Raw genomic sequence first — 22,926 nt, forward strand, 5'->3', positions numbered from 1 at the left:
AAATTCAGAATTAGATTGCTTTCATTGTGCCTTTAGGTAGAACAGCAGCAACGAAATCACGTTTGATAGTTACTTCAGTGTTCTCACTCAGTTCAAGAACAACATAACCTGTTTCAGACACTTTAGTCACACGACCGATTAAACCACCAGTGGTTAAAACTTCGTCACCCTTAGCGATTGATTCCATCAGTTTACGGTGATCTTTAGCACGTTTTTGCTGTGGACGCAGGATCATGAAATAGAAAATCAGCGCGAAAACAACCAGCATAATAATCAGAGAGTACGGGCTACCTTGAGCGGGTGCGCCTGCTGATGCCGCTGCTTCAGAAATAAAAAAACTCATTCAACTTTCCTCATTGTTATTGAAAGCAATTTCAAACTTACACTTTAACTAGTTCAAGTTACATAAAATACATCAAACCATCATGTAACTAGAACCAAAAACTATAATTTGCACTAAATAATTCTTTTGGCTGATGCCAATAACCACAATCAGCTGCAAGAACGAAGGGTACAGCCCGATATGCTACACAGTTCGGGCTAACTTCGCACTTTAAATTCACTCTCTATTTAATGAAGGCTGGGCTTTGCCAATCTTCTGATAGAAATCCGCAGCAAACTGCTCAAAATTACCCGCTTCAATCGCTTGGCGAATACCCGCCATCAAGCGTTGATAGTAACGTAAATTATGGATGGTATTGAGTCGTGCACCCAAAATTTCATTACAACGGTCAAGATGATGCAAATACGCGCGGCTGTAATGACGACAAGTATAGCAGTCACACTCTGCATCGAGAGGTGATGTGTCTGACTTATACTTCGCATTACGGATTTTTACCACGCCACTGGTGACAAATAAATGCCCGTTACGTGCATTTCGTGTCGGCATCACACAGTCAAACATATCGATACCACGACGTACACCTTCCACTAAATCTTCCGGCTTACCAACGCCCATTAGGTAACGTGGTTTTTCTGCCGGAATTTGCGGGCATACATGCTCTAAAATACGGTGCATATCTTCTTTTGGTTCGCCGACTGCTAAGCCGCCTACAGCGTACCCATCAAAGCCAATTTCCACCAGCCCTTTCACTGAGATATCGCGTAAATCTTCGTAAACACTGCCTTGGATAATCCCGAACAACGCATTTTTATTGTTCAATTCATCAAAGCGCTGACGGCTACGCGCAGCCCAACGTAATGACATTTCCATTGATGTCTTTGCGTAATCCCAATCTGCTGGGTACGGCGTACATTCGTCGAAAATCATCACGATATCGGAACCGAGGTCATACTGAATTTCCATCGATTTTTCGGGGCTTAAGAAGACTTTTTCACCATTAATTGGATTACGGAAATGAACGCCTTCTTCTTTAATCTTACGCATTGCGCCAAGGCTAAAGACTTGGAAGCCGCCTGAGTCTGTTAAGATAGGGCCTTGCCATTGCATGAAATCGTGCAAGTCACCATGTAATTTCATGATTTCTTGACCTGGACGCAACCATAAATGGAAGGTATTACCCAGTAAAATTTGAGCTCCGGTTTCTTTCACTTCTTCAGGAGTCATTCCCTTAACCGTGCCGTAAGTTCCTACTGGCATGAACGCCGGAGTTTCTACCACGCCGCGTTCAAAAATCAGGCGACCACGACGCGCATTGCCGTCGGTTGTCTGTAATTCATATTTCACGTTTTATCTCCTAGCATCAGAAAAACAGTCTGGTGCTATTGGTTACTGAATCTAAGCAAGCAGCTACGCCGCCACTTATTCTTGTTCTGCCGAGCCGACTTGCTCAAAACGAGCATTGGCGTTTGGCGTAATAAACATGGCATCACCATAACTAAAGAAACGGTATTTTTGCTCAACAGCTTCTTTATAGGCTTGCATGGTGTTTTGATATCCCGCAAACGCAGAGACCAACATAATTAATGTGGATTCTGGTAAGTGGAAGTTAGTGATCAAGGCATCAATCACTTGATATTCATAACCCGGATAAATAAATATCTGAGTATCATCAAAGAATGGAGCAATTAAAGCGTTTTCGCTGGCTTTCGCGGCACTTTCGAGTGAACGAACTGACGTTGTTCCCACAGCAATCACACGATTTCCACGCGCTTTACACGCCAACACGGCATCGACCACCTCTTGCGGAACCTCTGCATATTCAGAGTGCATAATATGGTCTTCGATGGAATCAACACGCACCGGTTGGAACGTTCCCGCCCCGACATGCAGTGTTACAAATGCCATCTCAACGCCTTTTTGGCGTAATGCTTCTAATAAAGGCTCATCAAAGTGTAAACCCGCTGTTGGTGCAGCAACCGCTCCCGGACGCTGGCTATACACGGTTTGATACAACTCTTTATCAGACTCTTCATCTGGACGGTCGATATACGGAGGTAATGGCATGTGACCAATTTGGTTAAGGATGCTTAATACATCACGTGCATCATCAAAGCGCAGCTCAAACAGTGCGCCGTGACGAGCGACCATTGTCGCATTCACACTTTCATCTTCACCCAGTAGCAGCGCTGTGCCTTCTTTTGGTGCTTTAGAGGCTCTAACATGAGCCAAAACACGATGTTCATCGAGCATACGCTCAATCAAAACCTCAATTTTACCGCCACTCGCTTTACGACCAAACAATCTGGCAGGGATCACGCGAGTGTTGTTGAACACCAGCAAATCCCCTGGCTCCAATTTTTCAAGAATATCGGTAAACACACCATGCGTGAGCTGTCCCGTGGCACCATCAAGACCAAGTAAGCGACATGAGCTACGCTCAGCCTGAGGATAGTGGGCAATAAGTTCTTCTGGTAATTCAAAAGTAAAATCGGATACACGCATTGTATTGACATCAATCTAAAAAAATAAGGCGACTAGTCTAGTGCTGCACTGCCTTTGGCGCAAGAAATAAGCGCCATTTTGTATAAAAAAGAATCAATATTGTACAAATATTTTCTGAAACCGCACGGAATGTGTCGGCTGCCTTTTTTCTTTCAATTTTTCGTTTCTGACATTTTTCGTTTATAGTATCGATATGAACTATCTTGCTCATCTTCATCTTGCCCATCTTGCCAAAAGCTCCCTATTGGGAAATATGATGGCAGACTACGTACGCGGTAATCCTGCGGGAGCTTATTCTCCTGAAATTGTTGCAGGGATCCGTATGCACAGAGCCGTAGATAGAACCACCGATACCCATCCGCTCGTCAAACAAGCTCGTCAGCTATTTCGCGAAGAATACCGCAGAGTCGCACCTATCACCTTGGATTTAGTCTGGGATCATTTTCTTTCTCGGCATTGGGAGCGTCTCGTTCCCTCACATTCACTCTCTGATTTTGTGCATTTTGCCAGGCAAACCATTGAACCGGATTTGTGTCATACCCCTGAAAAATTTCAGGAGTTAAATGAGTATCTCTGGCCTCAACAATGGCTGACACGATACGCAGAAAAAGCGTACATCGGTAAGTCACTTAATGGCATGGCAAGACGCCGTCCTAAACTTGCGGCTCTAAGTGGCTCATTCGATGATTTTCTACTTAATTATCTAGAGCTTGAACATATTTTCTTTCAGTTTTATCCACAAATGATTGAGACAGCAAAACAGCAACTTTTTGCCCAAGAGCTCACATTACATGCATCCGAATAAATTAAAACTTGCACTTTAATGGAATAAAACTATCTTATTGATATTAATCTGCCAAATTGATACCATTGATAGGTAAAAGCTATCATATCAATTGGTTTTAATGTCTTTATTCTCCAAAGATAAAACCTTATCCTTAGGTTATATTTATCCGCATGCCCCATTTCGATTGCGGAGATAGAAACCCTTAAAACTCATAGGAGTACATTATGGTTCTGGTTACACGTCAAGCCCCTGACTTTACTGCTGCAGCTGTTCTTGGTAATGGTGAAATCGTTGAAAACTTCAACCTGAAAAAACACCTGAACGGTCGCCCAGCTGTGATCTTCTTCTGGCCAATGGACTTCACTTTTGTATGTCCTTCAGAACTGATTGCATTCGACCATCGCTATGAAGAATTCAAAAAACGCGGCGTAGAAATCGTTGGTGTTTCTTTCGACTCAGAATTTGTTCATAACGCATGGCGTAAAACTCCTGTTGATAACGGCGGTATCGGTGAAGTTAAATATCCGATGGTTGCTGATATCAAACGCGACATCATGAAAGCTTACGGCATCGAGCACCCTGAAGCGGGCGTTGCTCTGCGTGGTTCTTTCTTAGTTGACAAAAACGGTGTTGTTCGTCACCAAGTAGTTAACGACCTGCCATTAGGCCGTAACATCGACGAAATGTTGCGTATGGTTGATGCGCTGCAATTCCACGAAGAGCACGGCGATGTTTGCCCAGCTCAGTGGGAAAAAGGTAAAGAAGGCATGAACGCATCTCCAAAAGGCGTTGCTGCTTACCTGACTAAGAACGCAACTGGTCTGTAATTTGACCTGTTAAGTTTTCAAGTGCCGGCTTAATGCCGGCATTTTTGCATCTATCCCTATCTAAAATTTTTTCCTACCGCGTTAACACTTTTTCACTTTTGTTATTCAATCCCTCAAACCATTCATGCTATATCTGGATGATACAAATATTTAACAAATTATTTATTTGTATTACATCTACGCGTTACTTCCTCATTTAATCGGGAGATACCAATGATAAAAAATGCATGGCGCCCTTCTTTACTACTGATTTCGTTACTAACTTCAAGTCAACTTTATGCTGCTTCAGAACCTGCCGTTGAAGCAACAAAAGGCATGGTTGTCTCCTCTCAACACCTTGCTTCACAAATTGGTGCTGACATTTTAAAAGCCGGAGGAAATGCGGTTGATGCGGCAGTTGCAGTGGGTTATGCCCAAGCAGTCGTTAACCCTTGCTGTGGCAATATTGGTGGTGGTGGTTTTATGACACTGCACCTTGCGGATGGTAAAGATATCTTTATTAACTTCCGAGAAACAGCCCCAAAAGCCGCCAGCGCTGATATGTATTTAGATAAAGACGGCAAACTTATCAAAGATGCCAGCCTATATGGCTACCTCGCATCGGGTGTACCGGGTACAGTGAAAGGCTTAGATTATGCCCTTGAAAAATATGGCACCATGAGCCGCCAACAAGTAATGGCGCCCGCGATTAAACTGGCTCGAGAAGGCTTTGTCCTAACCCGTGGTGATACCGATGTGCTCGACACAACGACCGAACGCTTCAAACAAGATCCCGAAGTAGCTCGGATCTTCTTAAAACCGGATGGAAGTGCTTACCAACCGGGAGACTTGCTGGTACAAACCGATTTGGCAAACACGCTGGAAAAAATCGCCAATAAAGGCCCTGTTGCATTCTATGAAGGCGATATTCCTAAAATTGTAGAAGCTGCATCGAAGAAAAATGGCGGGATCCTAACAGCTCAAGACTTTGCTGATTACTCCATTTCAGATACCACTCCCGTTAGCTGCACCTACCGTGGTTACAAATTTATCTCTGCACCACCACCAAGTTCGGGCGGCGTAACTATCTGTGAAACCCTCAATATTTTAGAAGGTTATGATCTCAAAGAGATGGGCTTCAACTCCGCTGAATACATTCATACGCTGACTGAAGCGATGCGCCACGCCTATATGGACCGCAATACATTCTTAGGTGACCCTGCATTTGTAGATAACCCGACAGGTAAGCTACTCAGCAAACAATACGCCGCTGATCTGCGCAAAGAGATTGTGCCAAATAAAGCGACACCATCCACTGAAGTTCAACCGGGAATAGGACCTCACGAAAAACCAGAAACGACCCACTATTCGGTCGTAGATGACAAAGGCAATGCCGTTTCAACCACTTATACAATCAATGGTCGATTTGGCTCTGTAGTGATTCCGCCAGGTACAGGTTTCTTCCTGAATGATGAAATGGATGATTTCACCACCAAAGTGGGTGAGAAAAATCTGTATGGCTTAGTACAAGGGGAAAGAAACTCTATCGCCCCCGGTAAGCGCCCACTATCATCAATGAGTCCGACAATTGTCACTAAAGATGGCAAAGTCTTCTTAGTACTCGGCTCTCCAGGAGGCTCAAGGATCATTTCAATTACCTTGCAAACTGCACTAAACATTATTGACCACGGCATGCCACCACAAGAGGCGGTAAATGCCCCTCGCATTCACCATCAATGGCTGCCTGATGAGGTTTATTATGAGCAACGCGGCGTGTCTAAAGACAGTTTAGCGTTACTCGATAAGATGGGTTATAAAATGGTAGAGCAGACCCCATGGGGCGCTGCTGAGCTAATTATGATCGGTATTCCTGACGGTGCGGGTGTGAGTGCGAAATCTTCCGGCAACGACTCTGCCGTTTCTGGCAAAGTCCGTGAAGGCTTTATTTACGGATCTAACGATGTTCGCCGCCCTGCGGGCAGTGCGGTGGGTGTGAATTAGTTAGTCGATAACTAAAATGAAAAATGCCAGTGGATTTATCATCTACTGGCATTTTTTTAGGAATTTACAATATATTATGCGTGCTTATGATGCTGACTTGATGGTGTGATAAGTCTGTCACATAGCGCAGCAACCACTAACACAACCACCGATGGTAATAACCACGCTAAATCTTGCTGATATAATGGAATAGACGTCATCCAGTCTGGGATATAAGTCTTCAAGTTATCAGAGGCTTTCACTGCACCAATCAAACCGACCACAAAGCTTGTTAACATCGTTGGAGCAATCACGATGGTTGGGTTTCGCCACCACTTCAACGTAAAGCTCATTAAAATCAAAACGATACAAGGTGGATAAATCGAAACCAATACCGGCAATGAGAACGCAATCAGCTTACTCAGTCCTAGGTTTGAAATCACCATAGAAAACAAGCCTAAAATCAATACCAATTTACGGTAAGAGATTGGCACATAGCGGCTGAAGAACTCAGCACATGCGCAGGTTAGCCCTACAGCAGTTACCATACAGGCAACAAAAATCAACACCGCTAAGAAGAAGCTACCGTAGTTACCGAACGTGTATTGAACATATTCGTGAAGAATATCAGCGCCATCAGCTGGATTTGGAATCAATGATCCACTATTTTCGCCCAGTTTAAACAACGATAAATAGACCAGAGTTAATAATACCCCAGCAATTAAACCTGCCCACATGGTATAGCGAGTTAATAATGATGAGTTTTCAATACCGCGGGAACGGGCCGCATTCACAATGACAATACCAAAAACCATGGCACCTAATGTGTCCATCGTTAAATAGCCATTAATAAAGCCATTGGAAAATGCCATATTTTGGTATTCAGGGGTTGCCAGAATCGGTTCTCCAGCAGGCCACATAACCGCAGCAACGCCTAAAATTGCCAGTGCCAACATTTTGACTGGTGCCAAAATGTGCCCAACGCTATCTAGCAATTTACCTGGGTATAACGAAATACCGATTACCAGTACAAAATAGATGGCGCTATAAATCAGCAGTGATATTTCCGATTCACCGCCCAGCAATGGTGCAATACCCACTTTATAAGAAACGGTTGCCGTTCTTGGGGTCGCAAAAAGAGGCCCCACCGATAAATATGCAACGATAGCTAATAGCAGACCGGCAGTTTTACCAATTGGCGTGCTGAGCGCTTCAATACCGCCCCCCACTTTCGCCAATGCAACGACGGTAAGAACAGGAAGACCGACACCTGTGACTAAGAAGCCAAGTGCCGCAGTCCAAACTTGTTCACCGGCTTGTAAACCGACCATTGGCGGGAAAATAATATTTCCAGCCCCAACAAACAGCGCAAAGGTCATAAAACCTAAGGCGAGGATATCTCTGGATGATAAACGATGAGCCATATTATGTTAATTTTTAGTAAATTATGAAATAAAAATAGGTCACTTCATCCGTAACCTATTGGAACATATATGACGAAATAGAGTTCTGATCAACATTACATTAACAATACAAAATGCATGTCTTGGTTAGCTTTGCAATACTAAACATCAAAAAACAGTAAAAATCGCCAATAACTGGCGACAAGTAAAACTTTTATAGGGAAAAAAGGCAAGAGCAAACCCGAAAACAAGAACAATGCACCAAACTAAATTTAAGAACCAGTGATTACTGTCAGTAAAATTGCAATATCCCGTATATATTCAGGCTAAAAAATCACCAATAAAACATTTTTTAACCATACCGAAGAAATGTTCACAGAATAAGATGAAGAAAATTGCAGGATAAAATTGAAAATATAGCGTAGGCGTTAGAAATAGCACCAATATAGGATGAAATACAAAACAAAAAACCTTGCTAATATGATGATTTTATTAGCAAGGTTTCGGTTTTCTGATTATTTCGCGCTTAATGTATTCACTTTCTTGTCTGACACAATAAACACTGGCGGTAATGTGAATGAAAACTCACTGCCCTTACCAACCTGACTGGTTACTGAGAGCTGGCTACTATGATGCTGAATCGCATGCTTAACAATCGCTAAGCCCAATCCTGTTCCGCCGCCACCTTGCCTTGAACGCGCTTTATCCACACGATAAAAACGCTCTGTTAAGCGAGGAAGGTGCTCGGCTGGAATTCCCGGACCATTGTCACTCACACTAAACTGGGCACCATTACTGGTTCGCTGCCATTTCACCTTAATTTTCGTACCATCTGGCGTATGGTTTATGGCGTTATACACTAAGTTAGCAACCGCGCTTCGTAGCTGTTCTTCATTTCCATGAACTCGAAGTTTTTCATCAATACTGAATTCAAACTCGTGCCGCCCTTGGCTTAAGCTAATCGCTTCTTGTTCAATCATCTTGAGAATGACCGGCATATTAATCTGTTCGTCTAGATTAATTTGAGGGGCAACCTCTATACGGGATAATTGCAGCAATTGCTTCACTAGGTTATCCATTCGATGAGTCTGTTCTTGCATCACCGACAACGCTTTTTTATTCATCGGTGAAGTGCCTTCTTGATCATCCATAACTTCAAGATAGCCTTGGATAACGGTCAATGGCGTACGTAACTCATGGCTCACGTTAGCAAAAAAGTCTCTACGTGCTTTTTCTAGACGGCGTTTTTCAGTCACATCTCGAGCCACCATCAAAAGCTGATCACTCGCATATGGTAAGATCCGAAACTCAACAATTTCGCCACTATTAAGCTCAATCGTCAGTGCTTGGTCATAGTTTTTCACGGTGAAATAACGACTAAAATCAGGATAACGTAGCAAGTTAAAAATATGCTGTCCGTTATCCTCAGGCCAGCGAAAGCCTAGAAGCTGTTGAGCGTGGCGGTTACACCAGAAAATATTGCCTTCGGTGGTCATAATTACCACCGCATCAGGCAAGGATTCAGCTCCGCTGCGAAAGCGCTTAATCAACTGACCTAATTCACGGCGACGCTTACGATTGCGCTGCTGCATCTGATAGATACCATAAAATATCGGCTCCCATCCCCCCTTGCCATCCGGCGGCAGCATACTTCTATCCAACCAGAGCCAATCTGAAAGTTTTAGCAGGTTATATCCGTGCCAAATGAGTGCTGCGAGCAGTGAAATCACTAATAGCCACGGAAGATGCCCAATAAAAACAGACAGTATCAATGCGGGTAAAATAAATAAAAACAGCCCCCAAATCAGCTGTTTTAAGGATAAGCGTTCAAGCACTCATGTTTCTCCCTAATGGTTTCTCAATAGCGAACAGAGAAGCGGTAGCCAGTACCACGAACCGTTTGCACCATCTTATCATGCCCATCTAACTCTAACGCTTTTCTTAAACGACGAATATGCACATCCACCGTTCTGTCTTCCACATACACGTTTGCGCCCCAAACATAGTTGAGTAACTGTTCGCGGCTATATACTCGCTCTGGATGGGTCATAAAGAAGTGAAGTAACTTGTATTCGGTAGGCCCCATATCAATGGGAATTTCTTTGCTGGTAACGCGATGAGAAGTAGGATCAAGAACTAACCCGTTCATCTCAATAATGTCTTCTGTCGCCATTGGAGAGATACGTCGTAAAATGGCTTTAACTCGAGCTATCAATTCTTTTGGTGAAAATGGTTTGATTAAATAATCATCCGCACCCACTTCTAATCCTTTCACGCGATCTTCTTCTTCGCCCCTTGCAGTTAGCATCATCACGGGGACATCACGCGTGGCGCTATCACGCTTCATATGTTTAATGACTTGGATACCGGAACCACCGGGGATCATCCAGTCCAACAACACTAAATCAGGAAGTGGATCAACCAATTGCGCTATTGCAGAATCATAATCATCAGCCTCTGTGGGCTGAAAACCATTCTGTTCCAATACAAAACAAACCATTTCTCGGATGGGCGCTTCATCTTCAACGACTAGAATGCGTCTTGCCATGATTGTTCCTGTAAATAAGAAGAGATTTTTAATGTGACCGCATTATGCGTCAGTTTTGTGACAGAATTATGAATATCTCAACCCACAATCAAGATCTATCATTAGATTAACAGTTTAATGTCATGTAAGTGAAATATTAACACCACATCTGGCTATCATTGCGAAGCGCTTCGCAACTCTCTTATTTTTACTGTTTAATTTGCCATACCTTTGCTTTCACTGAACCTATATACAGTATACTGTGACACAGCAAACCAAATGGTTTGAATATTAGTATAAAGCATCAGAATATTAATATAGTAAAAGCGTCATAATTACAGGAACCGCTAGCTCATGCGCATCATCCACACTTCAGACTGGCATTTAGGTCAGTATTTTTTCACTAAAAACCGAACTGCTGAACACCAACACTTTTTGCGTTGGTTAATAGAACAAGTCAAACAGTACCAAGTGGATGCCCTGATTGTGGCTGGTGATGTCTTTGATACTGGCGCTCCGCCAAGTTATGCGCGCGAACTCTACAACCAGTTTATTGTTGATTTGCAAAAAACAGGCTGCCAATTAGTTATTTTGAGCGGTAACCATGATTCTGTCTCTGTTTTGAATGAATCCAGCGCGTTATTACGTTATTTAAATACTCACGTCATCACATCAAACAGCGAGTCCCCAGTCATCACATTGAAAGATAAACAAGGGAACCCTAATGGGCTGGTGTGCGCGATCCCCTTTTTACGACCACGAGATATCCAAGTCAGCATTGCAGGGCAAAGCAGTGAAGAGAAACAACTTTCATTACAAAATGCCATTCATGAACACTACCAAAGCTGTTACCAAAAAGCCGTTGAGCAACGTACTGAACTGAACTTAGATATCCCGATTATTGCCACGGGGCATTTGACCGTTGTTGGTGCAGAGCTGACAGACTCCGTGCGTGAGATTTATATTGGCACATTGGATGCTTTTCCTTCCGGCGCATTCCCACCTGCGGATTATATTGCACTAGGGCACATCCATCGCCCTCAACTGATTGGTGGGCAAGCACATATTCGCTACAGTGGTTCTCCGATTGCACTTAGCTTTGATGAATCACAACAACAAAAAAGTGTCTGTTTAGTGGAATTTAATCAGCACCAATTTGCCAATGTTACTTTACTACCAATACCCGTTTTTCAGCCACTATTGAGTTTAAAAGGCTCTTTGAAAGAACTACAAAAACAATTAATGGCCTTACCTGTCAAAGAAAATGAGCTCCCTATTTGGTTAGATATTGAAGTCGCCACTCAAGATTATCTAGGAGATATCCAACAACGTATTGAAGCTCTTACTCAAGAACTCCCTGTTGAAGTTGTTCGCCTACGCCGAGCGCGGCAGGCGCAGACTGGTCAAAACCTCACTCCACAGAATGAAACATTAAATGAACTGACCGCCGAGGAAGTCTTTACTCGACGACTTACAGAAGAGTCATTGGAAGACAAAGCGTTAGAACAGCGTTTATTGCAGCTGTTCAAGCAATCCTACGCCAACTTGCGCAATGAACAGGGGGAATAACTGTGAAAATCTTAAGCTTACGCCTGAAAAACATTAACTCCCTAAAAGGTGAATGGAAGATTGATTTCACAGAAGAGCCTTTTGCCAGCAATGGGTTATTTGCCATCACAGGCGCAACTGGCGCGGGAAAAACCACGTTATTGGATGCCATCTGCCTTGCACTGTACCACCAAACTCCACGGTTAGGCGCGATATCAAAAAGCAAAAATGAGTTAATGACCCGCCACACGAGTGAATGTTTAGCTGAAGTGGAATTTGAAGTTAAAGGCGTCGCTTATCGCGCATTTTGGAGCCAACGCAGGGCAAACAATAAACCCAATGGTAACCTGCAAGACGCAAAAGCTGAGCTAGCAACCGTCGCTGATGGGCAAATCATTGCAGAAAAAATCAGTGAAGTGCGTGAAAAAATTGTGCAAATCACCGGGCTAGATTTTGGGCGTTTCACTAAATCCATTTTGCTCTCTCAAGGGGATTTTGCCGCCTTTTTAAATGCGACCGAAAAAGAGCGAGCCGATTTACTGGAAGAGATCACTGGCACCGAAATTTACAGCCAGATTTCGGTGTATATTTTTAACCAACATAAACAAGCTAAAACCGATCTCGATATTCTGCGGGCGCAAGCCGGTAGCATTAACTTACTCACTGAAGCTGAACATCAAGAACTCGTTGAAAAACAGCAACAATATTCAGCGCAAGAACAGCAACTGAATCAGAATAAAAACCGCCATCAACAAGCGCTAACATGGCACCAGCAACATCAACAATTGGTACAAAATACCCAGCGATTACAGATTGCACAGCAGCAAGCTCTACAACAATATCAAGCCGCCGAACCCCGCTTACATAAGCTGGCACAAAGCGCCCCAGCAGAAGCCTTACGCCCAGATTGGTTGGCAGTACAAAGCTTGCAAACTCAACTCGATGAACAGACCCAAAAACAGCAGCGCACCACATTACTTTTAGAAACCGCTCAAAAGCAGCGCTTACCATTGGTCGCCCAATACACTCACGCTCAGTCGGAGCAAAATCAATATAAAGATTGGGTACAAAAAACCACGGCGATGATTGATAACGAAGTGCGACCACTCGACAATTTACTTACGCAGCTTAACCAACAAAAAGTCCAATTGGACCTGCAATTAAATCAACTAAATGGAGAATATTTACAGAAAAAATCGAGTGTAGAAAATATTCAGCAGAAAATTCTTCATGCCAATAATGAGTTGAATAAAACCCAGTTATTTCTGCAAGAACACCAAAATGACGCCCAGATTGTCGCGCAACTCGGAAGCTGGCAACAGCAAGGGAAATTTATTTATGAACTCACAGAACGCCTAACCCAAAATCAGCAAAAGCAGAAAGCTATCCACCAAGAATGGCAAACCCTACAACAGGTTCAGCAGCAAAAAGCCAAAGAGTCTCAACAGGCTCAAAGCCATTTAGAAGAGCAGCATTCTCGCTTTAATCAGCTCGAAAAGCAGTTTCAGGAATATAAAGAAAAGCACAATATCGAGGAAATTAAAGCAGCAATTTCACAGCAGCAAGAACGTTTGCAGCATGCGAAAATACTACCTGTTTTACTGACTCAACATGAGGAAAAACAGCTACAGTTACAGTCACAAACGCAGTTGCAAAACCAACTTAGCGAATCTATCAACCAATTGTCGCAACAGATTACCATTACGCAAGATAGACTGACTCAGCTCCAGCCGCAACGGCAAATTTTGGAGCAAAAACTTCAGCTAGAACAAAAGATTGTCAGCTTAGAACATGAACGCCAACAGCTCATTAAAGGGACTCCATGCCCTCTTTGTGGCTCATTGGACCACCCTGCTTTAGCATCATATCAAGCCGTTATACCCAATGAGACTCAGCAACAACTGGCTATGCTGGTCACTCAAATTGAAACTGAAAAACAAAAATTTACTGAGCTGCAAGCCTTATTGCAAGCAGACAAGCGCCACGAGCAAGATAACGAATTGGCTCAAAAACAGCTACAAGAGCAGTTCAACAACCTGAATCGTCAATGGCTGAAAGCATGTGAGCAAGCACTTACACCTGAACTAGCCAAAAACGCATCTGCAGTAGAACAATTTCTCATTGAATTACAAGAAAAGCTTACCGCTCAGCAAACCATCATCAATGAATTTGCACAATTAGAGCGTCAGTACCAAGATGCTAAAAACCAATATTATGAACAGCAAACCCAAGCTAAACAGCTGTTTTCTGAGTTATCTCTCCTTGATGAGAAACTTAAGCATCACTCCCAGCAATTAGAAGAAAACCAAGCTGAGCAGCAATCTCTGCAACAACGCTTAGAACAACAAGTACAGCAGCTTACGGCCTCGCTGGCGCCATTTAATCTCATTCTTCCAAGCCAAGCACAATTTAATACTTGGCTACAAGAGATTGAGCAACGCGGGCAATATTATGAAGCACAAAAAAACACCTTTCTGCAAATCACCAAAAATATTGACGTTGATACGGCTACGCTTGCAGCTGAAACAGCTAATGCTCAGCAATTAACTCAGCAACTTTCTGCTCAACAGCAGCAATTAGAGCAATTAAATCAGCAAATTGAACAAAAAAATATGCAACGCCAGAATCTGTTAGATGGCCAAACAGTTGCTGTTTTTGTCCAAAAAATGCAAGAAAAACAAGCTCAATACACACATCAAGTTGATTCACTTTCAGAGAAAATTAGCGAAATAGATAAAAATATTGCTGTACTCAACGGAAGTGCCCAAGAACTTGATCACCAATTGAAGCAACTAAGCCAACGACAGTTAGCCGCTCACACTCAGTTTGTTGCTGCACTCAGTAGCAGCCCTTTCGATACTCAAGAGCAGTTCCTTAATGCCTTACTGCCGACTGAAGAGAAAATTGAGCTGGAGCAGCTTAAACAGCGAGTCACTCAACAGCGGCTGGAGGCGGAAACTCGCTACCAAGAAAGCCAGTCAGCCATAGCAAATCATGAGCAACAGCGTTTAGTGGAATTCACTGAGTTCTCTGTGGAAAAAATTCAGCAAGCTCTCGAACAACTAGAGAGCCAAATCAAGATATTGAACCAGCAACAAGGGCAAATCATTAACCAGCTTGAGCGTGATCAGCAGCAACGTCACCAGCAGCGTGAGTTATTGAATAAAATTGAACAGAGCCAATTAAGCTACGATGATTGGAGTTATCTCAATACCTTAATCGGCTCCGCCGAAGGGGATAAATTCCGTCGCTATGCTCAAGGGCTAACTCTAGACTGTTTAGTCTCGCTCGCTAACCAACAACTCGATAAATTACATGGTCGTTATTTGCTACAGCGTAGCCATTTAGCCAACCTCGAGTTGCAGGTTATTGATGGTTGGCAAGGAGATAGCATTCGCGATACGAAGACCCTTTCAGGGGGGGAAAGTTTCTTAGTCAGTCTCGCCCTAGCCCTTGCACTCTCTGACATGGTGAGCCATCGAACACAATTAGAGTCACTCTTTTTAGATGAAGGTTTCGGTACGCTAGACGCTGAAACTTTAGACATCGCCCTAGATGCATTAGAAAGCCTAAATGCATCAGGAAAAACCATTGGTGTGATTAGCCATGTAGAAGCGATGAAAGAACGAATTCCTGTACAAATTGCAGTGAAAAAAACTAACGGACTCGGCTTTAGTGAACTTCCAAGTCACTATCGTGTTAGTTAATACAATAGGCTAGAAAATAAAGATAACCAAATGAATTTATTTAATTTTTATAACAACATGCAAAAATTTGAACATTAAGGTTAAATTTTTTTTCTATGATTTGGTTGGGATACCTTTATAGTTGTTCACATCGAAACAATTTACTTCGAAACAAGTTACGGCTTCTGAGGTTGTTCAATAAATTGCCGTGCTCTAAACAAAAGCAAGGGGACACACATGTCTAACGCATTTATCGAAATGATTAAAAATCGTCGCACTATCTATAACTTAGGCGATTCATTACCAATCTCGGAAGAGAAAGTGGCTGGGCTTATCAAAGAAGCGGTTAAGCACTCCCCATCAGCATTTAACTCACAAACGTCACGTATTGTGGTGCTATTTGGTGCAGAACATAAAAAACTGTGGAATATCACCAAAGAAGCGTTACGCGCTATCGTACCAGAAGCAGCATTTGCGGGAACTGAGCAAAAAATTAATAGCTTTGCAGCAGGTGCCGGTACCGTTCTTTTCTTTGAAGATAAAAATGTCGTCACTGGCTTACAAGAACAATTCCCGCTCTATGCAGATAACTTCCCTATCTGGTCAGAACAAGCGAGCGGCATGGCACAGCTGGCAGTATGGACAACATTATCTCAGGAAAATGTGGGCGCATCATTACAGCACTACAACCCATTAATTGACAATCAAGTTCAACAAGAGTGGGATATCCCAGCAAATTGGATCTTACGCGCTCAAATGGTATTTGGTTCAATTGAACAACCTGCTGGTGATAAAGACTTTATGGACGACGACGTTCGTTTCAAAGTATTCAAATAATTCATCACTGATCGTTATTATCTTTATTGCCTCTGCAAATATTTGCAGAGGCTTTATTTTATTTATTCACCCAAACCATTATATATTTATTTATATAATACATTTGAATTTCATTAAATTATTAACAATATAAAACCCTCAACTATCACAAATTACCCAAATAGAAAAACACCCTCGGAATATTAATCAAAATCAATCACACTTATTCAAAAATAATATTTCATTTTTATATATTGGTCGCAATTTTATAAAAAATAGCATTTTTAATCACTTACATGAAACTGAAAAACAACCTTAATTTGATTGACATCAATATGTTATATCCTCAGGGTAATAGTATTTACTTATAGACTAAACTTTTATTTTTGCATTATCGGCATTTGAACTACACTAAAAATAAGAGCACAGAAGCAGTATTGGATGGTGGTCAGTGTTATTAAGGGGGTGGACTATGAAACGTTTATCTTTATTAACTACTGTAGTGGCAATCTTCATTTCGAGTTGTTCTTTTGCAAATAATATCAACCCATCTTCAGGAGGTACAGTTTCATTTGGTGGTTATATCTATGAGCCTCAGTGTGAAGTCAATATCGTGAATCAAACCCATGCAAATGTGGATTGTTATCGTAATGGTAAAACAGTCACTGCATCAGGTTCATTGAAAAATGGTAAAAAAATCGAATCCGAGTATGTCAAAGTTGAATATGACAAACACAGTAAATTACCTATGTTAAACGTGACTTATGAATAAGTTAATTGAAGATCTAATAAGCATAATATTTCGGGGAGCTGCCATTTACTCTTAAGTTTAAACTCCCCGAACTTTATTTCTATATTAATCCGCTTTTGTTAGCACATAGCCCGTCAGCTATTTTTCTGTTCTTCTATGCACCTTTCCGCCATGATGCTTTCCCTAATCTTTTTTTTCATACGAATGTCATCGAACATACATTTCTATGAAAAAAAGCCTGACACAAGTGACAGGCTTTCGGTTATCAATATTTTATGACTGCTATTACTTAGCGGTTAAATCAACTTGGTAAATAGCAAAACCGATATCGTCAGTACCTACTTTTTTCATTGGATATTGAGCATGTTGCTGAATAAACTCGGCAGCTTTTTCACTTGGTGAAGTTTCAAAGCGTACATCGAGTTTTTTATCGGTTTTAATTGGCGTGAAGGACCAGTTATTATCCGCCTTCGAAACCACTTCGCCTTTTTCTTTAGACACTTTAGCGATATAAGCCGCTAAAATTGCACGGTTTTCATCTGGTGAAGCAAATGCAATATGCGCATCACCAGTACCTGCAAATTTACCGCCGTAACCACGATAGTTATTAGTCGCGATTAAGAATGCCGCTTTAGGATCGATTGGTTTGCCTTGGTAAGTCACATTTTTGATACGATTCGCATCTTTATTGACCACTTGGCAGTCAGTGTCATATTTAGCTGGCTGAGTTAGGTCAATCTGGTAATTCACACCGCTAATGGTGTCAAAGTTATAGGTTCTAAAACCATCCCAGTTGATCAGACTTTGTGGTTTAGTTGATTGAGCATCGATTTGGTTGAACATGCCCGCAGAGCACTCTAACCATTCAACCACATCCGCACCTGTTGCTTTTACTACCACTAAGGTATTTGGATAGAGATATAAGTCCGCCGCATTACGGAAAGTTAAATCCCCTTTCTCCACTTCAACAAACTCAGAAGGCGCATTTTTACGTCCACCGGCTTTGAATGGTGCCGCTGCCGCTAATACTGGTAAGTCCGCTAAGTCTGGGTCGCCTTGGATAAAGTTACGGGTGTAATCCATCTGAGCATCATTCACAATCTGAACCGTTGGATCGCTTTGAACTAATGCCAAGTAGCTGTACATGTTTTCAGAGGCTTTACCAATCAGTTTACCCACGAAATCACGGGTACCTTGATGCTGCTCTTGGATGATTTTCACAAGTGATTCATCGCGCTCAACCAATGCTTTCTTATTGGCTTTATCATAAACAGGGCGGGCATGGGCTTGAGCTTCAACCACTTTCCAATCGCCGCTGTCATTGTTAACCACCAAATCAACCACGCCTAAATGATCACCCCACTGTCCTGGCATAACTGCTGGAATGCCGTTGACTGTGCCTTTGGCAACATCGACACCTTTAATATCAGCAAATTCTTTACTTGGGAACACACCGTGAGAGTGACCAAACATGATAGCGTTAATGCCCGGCACTTCGCTGAGATAGTACACAGAGTTTTCTGCCATCGCTTTGTATGGCTCTTGTGAGAATCCTGAATGAGGAATTGCCACAATCAGGTCAGCGCCCTCTTTCTTCATTTGCGGCACAAACTTTTTAGCAGTTTCAGTGATGTCATTCACCTTCACTTTGCCTTCTAAGTTTGGTTTATCCCAAATCATGATTTGTGGCGGAACAAAGCCGATATAACCGACTTTAATGGTATGTGTTTTACCATCACGGTCTTTTACCGGCGTATCAACAATAATGTACGGTTTGAAGTAGTTTTCACCGGTTTTAGCATCAACGATATTGGCGTTGACGTAAGGGAATTTCGCGCCTGCAATAGCTTGTTTCAGGTAATCTAAACCAAAGTTGAATTCGTGGTTACCAAAGTTACCGACGGTGTAGCCCATGGTGTTCATTAAGCTATGAGCAGGGTGAGATTCTCCCTCTTTTAAGCCTTTGTTCGCCATATAGTCAGCCAGTGGGCTGCCTTGGATTAAATCCCCGTTATCCACGAGGATAGCGTTGGTGGCTTCATTTTTCGCGGCTTTGATTAATGTCGCAGTACGTACTAGGCCAAATTGTTCAGTAGATTTGTCTTTGTAGTAGTCGAAGTCAATGAGGTTGCTGTGTACATCGGATGTTTCCATGACACGCAAGTCAACCGTGGCAGCGTTGGCGTTAAATGCCACCAGCAGTGCCAAAGATGAAAGTTTTAGAGCCTTTTTCACGTTAAATCCCCTTTGTTGCCTTTTGAGAGAATGCCTCTCATAAAGTCCAGATTCATTTCATGGTTATTGAGTAAAAACCCAACCATACCCGAAATTGAGCCTGTCACTGTGTGTTGGATATCAAGTTTTAATGATAATGCCTGCAAACAGTAACCATTTTTTGTGACTAAATCACGGTTTTAGTCCATTTATGAATCCCGACTTTTATATAGCTCACAAAAATAGATTTATCCGATAAAAATCACCGCTATTATTTGAGTTATCGATAAAACCCGCTATTCCCCGAATAACTCACCGACACTCACTTTATCAGTAGTCAAACCCACCAGCTCATTTTCACTTTTGCCCTTCTTTTGCTTTTGCCTTTCTTTTTCCTTTTATTCTTTTATCTTTTTCGCCCTTCCCCTCACCCATTGCTCTAAATAATTCGCGTTGTAGCAAGGCGGCAAGAGAGGCTAATCCCTAGGAGCATACACAAGTATGTGACTAGGGTTAGCGAGCGTAGCCAACACAGCTACGGCGTGAAGTATGACGAGCAAGGCGGCAAGTGAAACTAGTCCCTAGGAGCATACACAAGTATGTGACTAGGGTTAGCGAGCGTAGCCAACGCAGCTACGGAGTGAAGTATGACGAGCATTAACCCTCAGAGCAGAGCCAGGCCGCCCCCCGCACCCCACTCGAATCCCCATGCTCCGCCTTCCTGATTGGCGTATCAAACTCCCTACCAAACACCCATTGACGAATTTTTTCTGGCAAATTTTCATAGAGCTCATCGACGTTGCTCATTCCGCCCCCTAACACTATGACGTCTGGATCTAGCATGTTGACGGCTTGTGCTAACGCTTTTGCTAGACGATTTTGGTAATGTTCAAAGGCTTTTATCGCGTGTTTATTGCCGTTTCGCGCCAATTGAATAATTTCGGTGCCTGTTTTGGATTCTCCGGCCAGTTTTTTGTAATCCGCCATAAATCCCGTACCGGAGACAAATTGCTCTGTACAGCCACTCAGCCCGCAATAACATTTCTCGTCAGCCAGAAATAGTCGGTCTTGGTCATCTTGCCATGGCAAAGGGTTGTGTCCCCATTCGCCTGCGACGCCATTTCCACCAGAATGAACTTGCCCATTAATGGCGATCCCTGCGCCACAGCCCGTTCCGATGATAACCGCAAATACCACTTTAGCGCCTGCCCCTGCACCATCTACGGCTTCTGAAACAGCAAGGCAATTAGCATCATTGGCCATTTTCACTGGGCGACCTAAACATTGAGCAAGGTCTTTATCGAATGGTTGTCCGTTTAGCCACGTAGAATTGGCATTTTTCACTTTTCCCGTCACTGGAGAAAGTGTTCCAGGGATCCCTAAACCCACACTTCCAACTTGCCCCGTTGCCGCTTCCGCCTCATCAACTAAATGCTTAATTGCATCGAGAGTGCCTTGATAATCACCTCGTGGCGTTGGCATACGCTGACGAAATAGAATATTGCCACCATCATCCAGCGCGACCACTTCAATTTTTGTACCGCCTAAATCAATCCCTATTCTCATAATGGCACTCACTTATTATCTATTTTTCATTTAATTGCCTGCTTACATTATTAGACGACCTTTATAGAAAGTAAAACACCGCAAAATGGCGGGCATTTTTTTTCGCTTAATAACGGACAATTCGCTATCATGTCCGCCTTGCTAAACATGTTTTTAATGACAAAGGTAGGTTTTTCATGTGGTTCAAGAATATATTGGTCTATCGCCTGAATCGGGATTTGGCACTCTCCGCGGATGATCTGGAAAGACAACTTGCGCCGCTAGCTTATACCCCTTGTGGAAGCCAAGACATGATGAAAACGGGCTGGGTGCCACCAATGCGTGGCGCAGATGCACTCACCCATGCTGCAAATAACCAAATTCTTATTTGTGCCAAAAAAGAAGATAAGATGCTGCCATCCCCCGTGATCAAGCAAGCATTACAAGAGAAAATTGAAAAATTAGAAGCGGACCAAGGTCGCCAACTGAAAAAAACTGAAAAAGCCTCGCTAAAAGACGAAGTGGTTCATGACTTACTTCCGCGCGCATTCAGTAAATTCAGCAAAACCTACATTTGGATTGATACCGTTAATCAGCTAATTATTGTTGATGCCGCTAGTGCTAAGCGTGCCGAAGATAATTTAGCGTTATTACGTAAAAGCTTAGGCTCGCTTCCTGTTGTTCCCCTGACCTTTAAAGACCCAATTGAGTTAACCCTGACTGAATGGGTGCGTTCTGGTGCATTACCTCAAGGTTTTGCCGCTATGGATGAAGCGGAATTAAAAGCGATTTTAGAAGAAGGCGGGATCATCCGTTGCAAGAAACAAGACCTAATTTCTGACGAAATTGCCACCCATATTGAAGCTGGCAAATTAGTCACTAAATTATCGTTAGATTGGGAAGAGCGCGTTCAGTTTATGCTATCTGATGATGGCTCTCTGAAGAAACTGAAATTCAGTGAAAAACTAAAAGAACAAAATGACGATATTCCTAGAGAAGATTTTGCTCAGAAATTTGATGCTGACTATATTCTGATGACAGGCGAACTCAGCGCCTTAATCGCTCGCCTAATTGATGTTCTGGGCGGTGAAGCCGAACATTAATATTATTTAGCTTTTTATCCTGACTTCACGATGGCAACGGGCATTTACGCAAGTTGCCATTTTCTTTTTAGACCCCGCTTGCATAGCCACAATTAAGTCATTGACTGCCTCCTCGATCTCTGGTTGATTAAATTACATCCATGTAACAAATCAGTAGCAATTTTGATTATTCAATAATAACAACACAAGCAGCTTCCTCGTGAAGCTTTGGTCAATATTCGAGCGAAGGAATGGTTATGATAGAGTTCATCGAGCCAGAAGTGGATGAAAATTCCGTTGTCTCCTTGCAGAAGGTAACAGCTGAAAACTTTTCGGAAATCTGTTTGCTGAGCCATACACTCAGTGAAGCACAGCGTAGCATGGTGGCAGATAATGCCTATTCCATGGTTGAGGCGCAATTCTCTGACTGTGCTTGGTATCGAGGCATTTATGCGGATGATATCCCTGTAGGATTCATTATGCTGCATTCTGGGCTAGATGATGATGAGCTTGAATACGATGGCATTATGCTATGGCGATTTATGATAGCCGAGCCTTACCAAAAATTAGGATTTGGTCGTGAGGCGTTAATTCAAGTGATCCGTTACTTGAAAAAGAAAGGTTACCCACGGCTGTATAATAGTTGCGGTGAAGGAGAAGAGAGCCCATTTGAGTTTTATCAGAAACTTGGCTTTATTCCGACAGGTGGCTATATCGATGATGAGTGCGAGCTTGTGCTGGATATTGCGAGCTGGCAGGATGAGTAACCGAACTATCACCTATAACAATCAGTTGTAATTTCACGACTGATAGGTAGCTTTAATATTTTAGGGTATCACTGAAATACGCTAAATAGTTTGTGCTATCGCAAGACGGCAAATGCGTTAGACCCTAGGAGCATACACAAGTATGTGACTAGGGCTAACGAATGAAGCC

The 22,926-nt window shown here is 42.7% G+C and carries 17 protein-coding genes; 9 read left to right on the forward strand and 8 right to left on the reverse strand.

Annotated elements, in window-relative coordinates; all coding sequences use genetic code 11:
• Positions 1-10 precede the first annotated feature (10 nt).
• The 3 genes from yajC to queA form a co-directional block, all read right to left on the reverse strand.
• Positions 11-343 carry a preprotein translocase subunit YajC gene (gene yajC, locus GKR71_RS02435; protein ID WP_006657183.1) on the reverse strand — a complete coding sequence of 111 codons (333 nt, stop codon included), beginning with the start codon at positions 341-343 and terminating at the stop codon, positions 11-13.
• Between the two features lie 216 nt (positions 344-559).
• Positions 560-1,687 (reverse strand): tRNA guanosine(34) transglycosylase Tgt, encoded by a 1,128-nt coding sequence (tgt, locus tag GKR71_RS02440; protein ID WP_036953825.1) that lies wholly within the window; start codon positions 1,685-1,687, stop codon positions 560-562.
• A gap of 75 nt (positions 1,688-1,762) precedes the next feature.
• Complete coding sequence (queA, locus tag GKR71_RS02445; protein WP_154633900.1) at positions 1,763-2,845, reverse strand: tRNA preQ1(34) S-adenosylmethionine ribosyltransferase-isomerase QueA; 1,083 nt, start codon at positions 2,843-2,845, stop codon at positions 1,763-1,765.
• 193 nt (positions 2,846-3,038) lie between these two features.
• Here queA and GKR71_RS02450 point away from each other — a divergent pair, with 193 nt between their 5' ends.
• The 3 genes from GKR71_RS02450 (at position 3,039) to ggt (ending at position 6,439) form a co-directional block, all read left to right on the forward strand.
• Entirely contained in the window at positions 3,039-3,650 is a 612-nt protein-coding gene (locus GKR71_RS02450) for an acyl carrier protein phosphodiesterase (protein ID WP_154633901.1), read from the forward strand.
• 206 nt (positions 3,651-3,856) lie between these two features.
• Positions 3,857-4,459, forward strand: coding sequence for a peroxiredoxin C (locus GKR71_RS02455; protein WP_036953813.1), 603 nt, complete (start codon positions 3,857-3,859; stop codon positions 4,457-4,459).
• Positions 4,460-4,672: 213 nt separating this feature from the next.
• Complete coding sequence (ggt, locus tag GKR71_RS02460) at positions 4,673-6,439, forward strand: gamma-glutamyltransferase (protein ID WP_154600150.1); 1,767 nt, start codon at positions 4,673-4,675, stop codon at positions 6,437-6,439.
• Between the two features lie 74 nt (positions 6,440-6,513).
• Here ggt and brnQ read toward each other — a convergent pair whose 3' ends face one another.
• The 3 genes from brnQ to phoB all read right to left on the reverse strand — a co-directional run bounded on the left by brnQ (position 6,514) and on the right by phoB (position 10,369).
• On the reverse strand, positions 6,514-7,842 hold the full coding sequence (brnQ, locus tag GKR71_RS02465; protein WP_036953807.1) for a branched-chain amino acid transport system II carrier protein: 1,329 nt from the start codon (positions 7,840-7,842) through the stop codon (positions 6,514-6,516).
• A gap of 494 nt (positions 7,843-8,336) precedes the next feature.
• Positions 8,337-9,656 carry a phosphate regulon sensor histidine kinase PhoR gene (gene phoR / locus GKR71_RS02470; protein ID WP_036953805.1) on the reverse strand — a complete coding sequence of 440 codons (1,320 nt, stop codon included), beginning with the start codon at positions 9,654-9,656 and terminating at the stop codon, positions 8,337-8,339.
• Positions 9,657-9,679: 23 nt separating this feature from the next.
• Positions 9,680-10,369 carry a phosphate regulon transcriptional regulator PhoB gene (phoB, locus tag GKR71_RS02475; protein WP_036953802.1) on the reverse strand — a complete coding sequence of 230 codons (690 nt, stop codon included), beginning with the start codon at positions 10,367-10,369 and terminating at the stop codon, positions 9,680-9,682.
• A 333-nt stretch (positions 10,370-10,702) separates the two neighbouring features.
• Between phoB and sbcD the strand changes: the two genes are divergently transcribed.
• The 4 genes from sbcD to GKR71_RS02495 all read left to right on the forward strand — a co-directional run bounded on the left by sbcD (position 10,703) and on the right by GKR71_RS02495 (position 17,170).
• Positions 10,703-11,917 carry an exonuclease subunit SbcD gene (gene sbcD / locus GKR71_RS02480; RefSeq protein ID WP_154633902.1) on the forward strand — a complete coding sequence of 405 codons (1,215 nt, stop codon included), beginning with the start codon at positions 10,703-10,705 and terminating at the stop codon, positions 11,915-11,917.
• A 2-nt stretch (positions 11,918-11,919) separates the two neighbouring features.
• Positions 11,920-15,603 (forward strand): AAA family ATPase, encoded by a 3,684-nt coding sequence (locus GKR71_RS02485; protein WP_230085009.1) that lies wholly within the window; start codon positions 11,920-11,922, stop codon positions 15,601-15,603.
• Between the two features lie 216 nt (positions 15,604-15,819).
• Entirely contained in the window at positions 15,820-16,419 is a 600-nt protein-coding gene (locus tag GKR71_RS02490; protein WP_036953792.1) for a nitroreductase family protein, read from the forward strand.
• Between the two features lie 451 nt (positions 16,420-16,870).
• Positions 16,871-17,170 carry a hypothetical protein gene (locus tag GKR71_RS02495; protein WP_036953789.1) on the forward strand — a complete coding sequence of 100 codons (300 nt, stop codon included), beginning with the start codon at positions 16,871-16,873 and terminating at the stop codon, positions 17,168-17,170.
• Between the two features lie 264 nt (positions 17,171-17,434).
• Here the strand turns inward: GKR71_RS02495 and GKR71_RS02500 are convergent, their stop codons facing one another.
• Complete coding sequence (locus GKR71_RS02500) at positions 17,435-19,384, reverse strand: bifunctional 2',3'-cyclic-nucleotide 2'-phosphodiesterase/3'-nucleotidase (RefSeq protein ID WP_181478013.1); 1,950 nt, start codon at positions 19,382-19,384, stop codon at positions 17,435-17,437.
• A 636-nt stretch (positions 19,385-20,020) separates the two neighbouring features.
• Complete coding sequence (mak, locus tag GKR71_RS02505) at positions 20,021-20,929, reverse strand: fructokinase (RefSeq protein ID WP_036953784.1); 909 nt, start codon at positions 20,927-20,929, stop codon at positions 20,021-20,023.
• A 176-nt stretch (positions 20,930-21,105) separates the two neighbouring features.
• On the opposite strand from mak, the gene rdgC reads away from it, so the two are divergent.
• Both rdgC and GKR71_RS02515 read left to right on the forward strand, forming a co-directional pair.
• Positions 21,106-22,011: a recombination-associated protein RdgC gene (gene rdgC, locus GKR71_RS02510; protein WP_036953781.1), complete on the forward strand. Its 906-nt coding sequence runs from the start codon at positions 21,106-21,108 to the stop codon at positions 22,009-22,011.
• A gap of 236 nt (positions 22,012-22,247) precedes the next feature.
• Positions 22,248-22,757, forward strand: a complete 510-nt coding sequence (locus GKR71_RS02515; RefSeq protein WP_108479236.1) for a GNAT family N-acetyltransferase — start codon at positions 22,248-22,250, stop codon at positions 22,755-22,757.
• Positions 22,758-22,926 lie beyond the last annotated feature (169 nt).

This window comes from Providencia sp. wls1922 (assembly GCF_009706505.1).
In the GTDB taxonomy this organism is placed as follows: domain Bacteria; phylum Pseudomonadota; class Gammaproteobacteria; order Enterobacterales; family Enterobacteriaceae; genus Providencia; species Providencia lanzhouensis.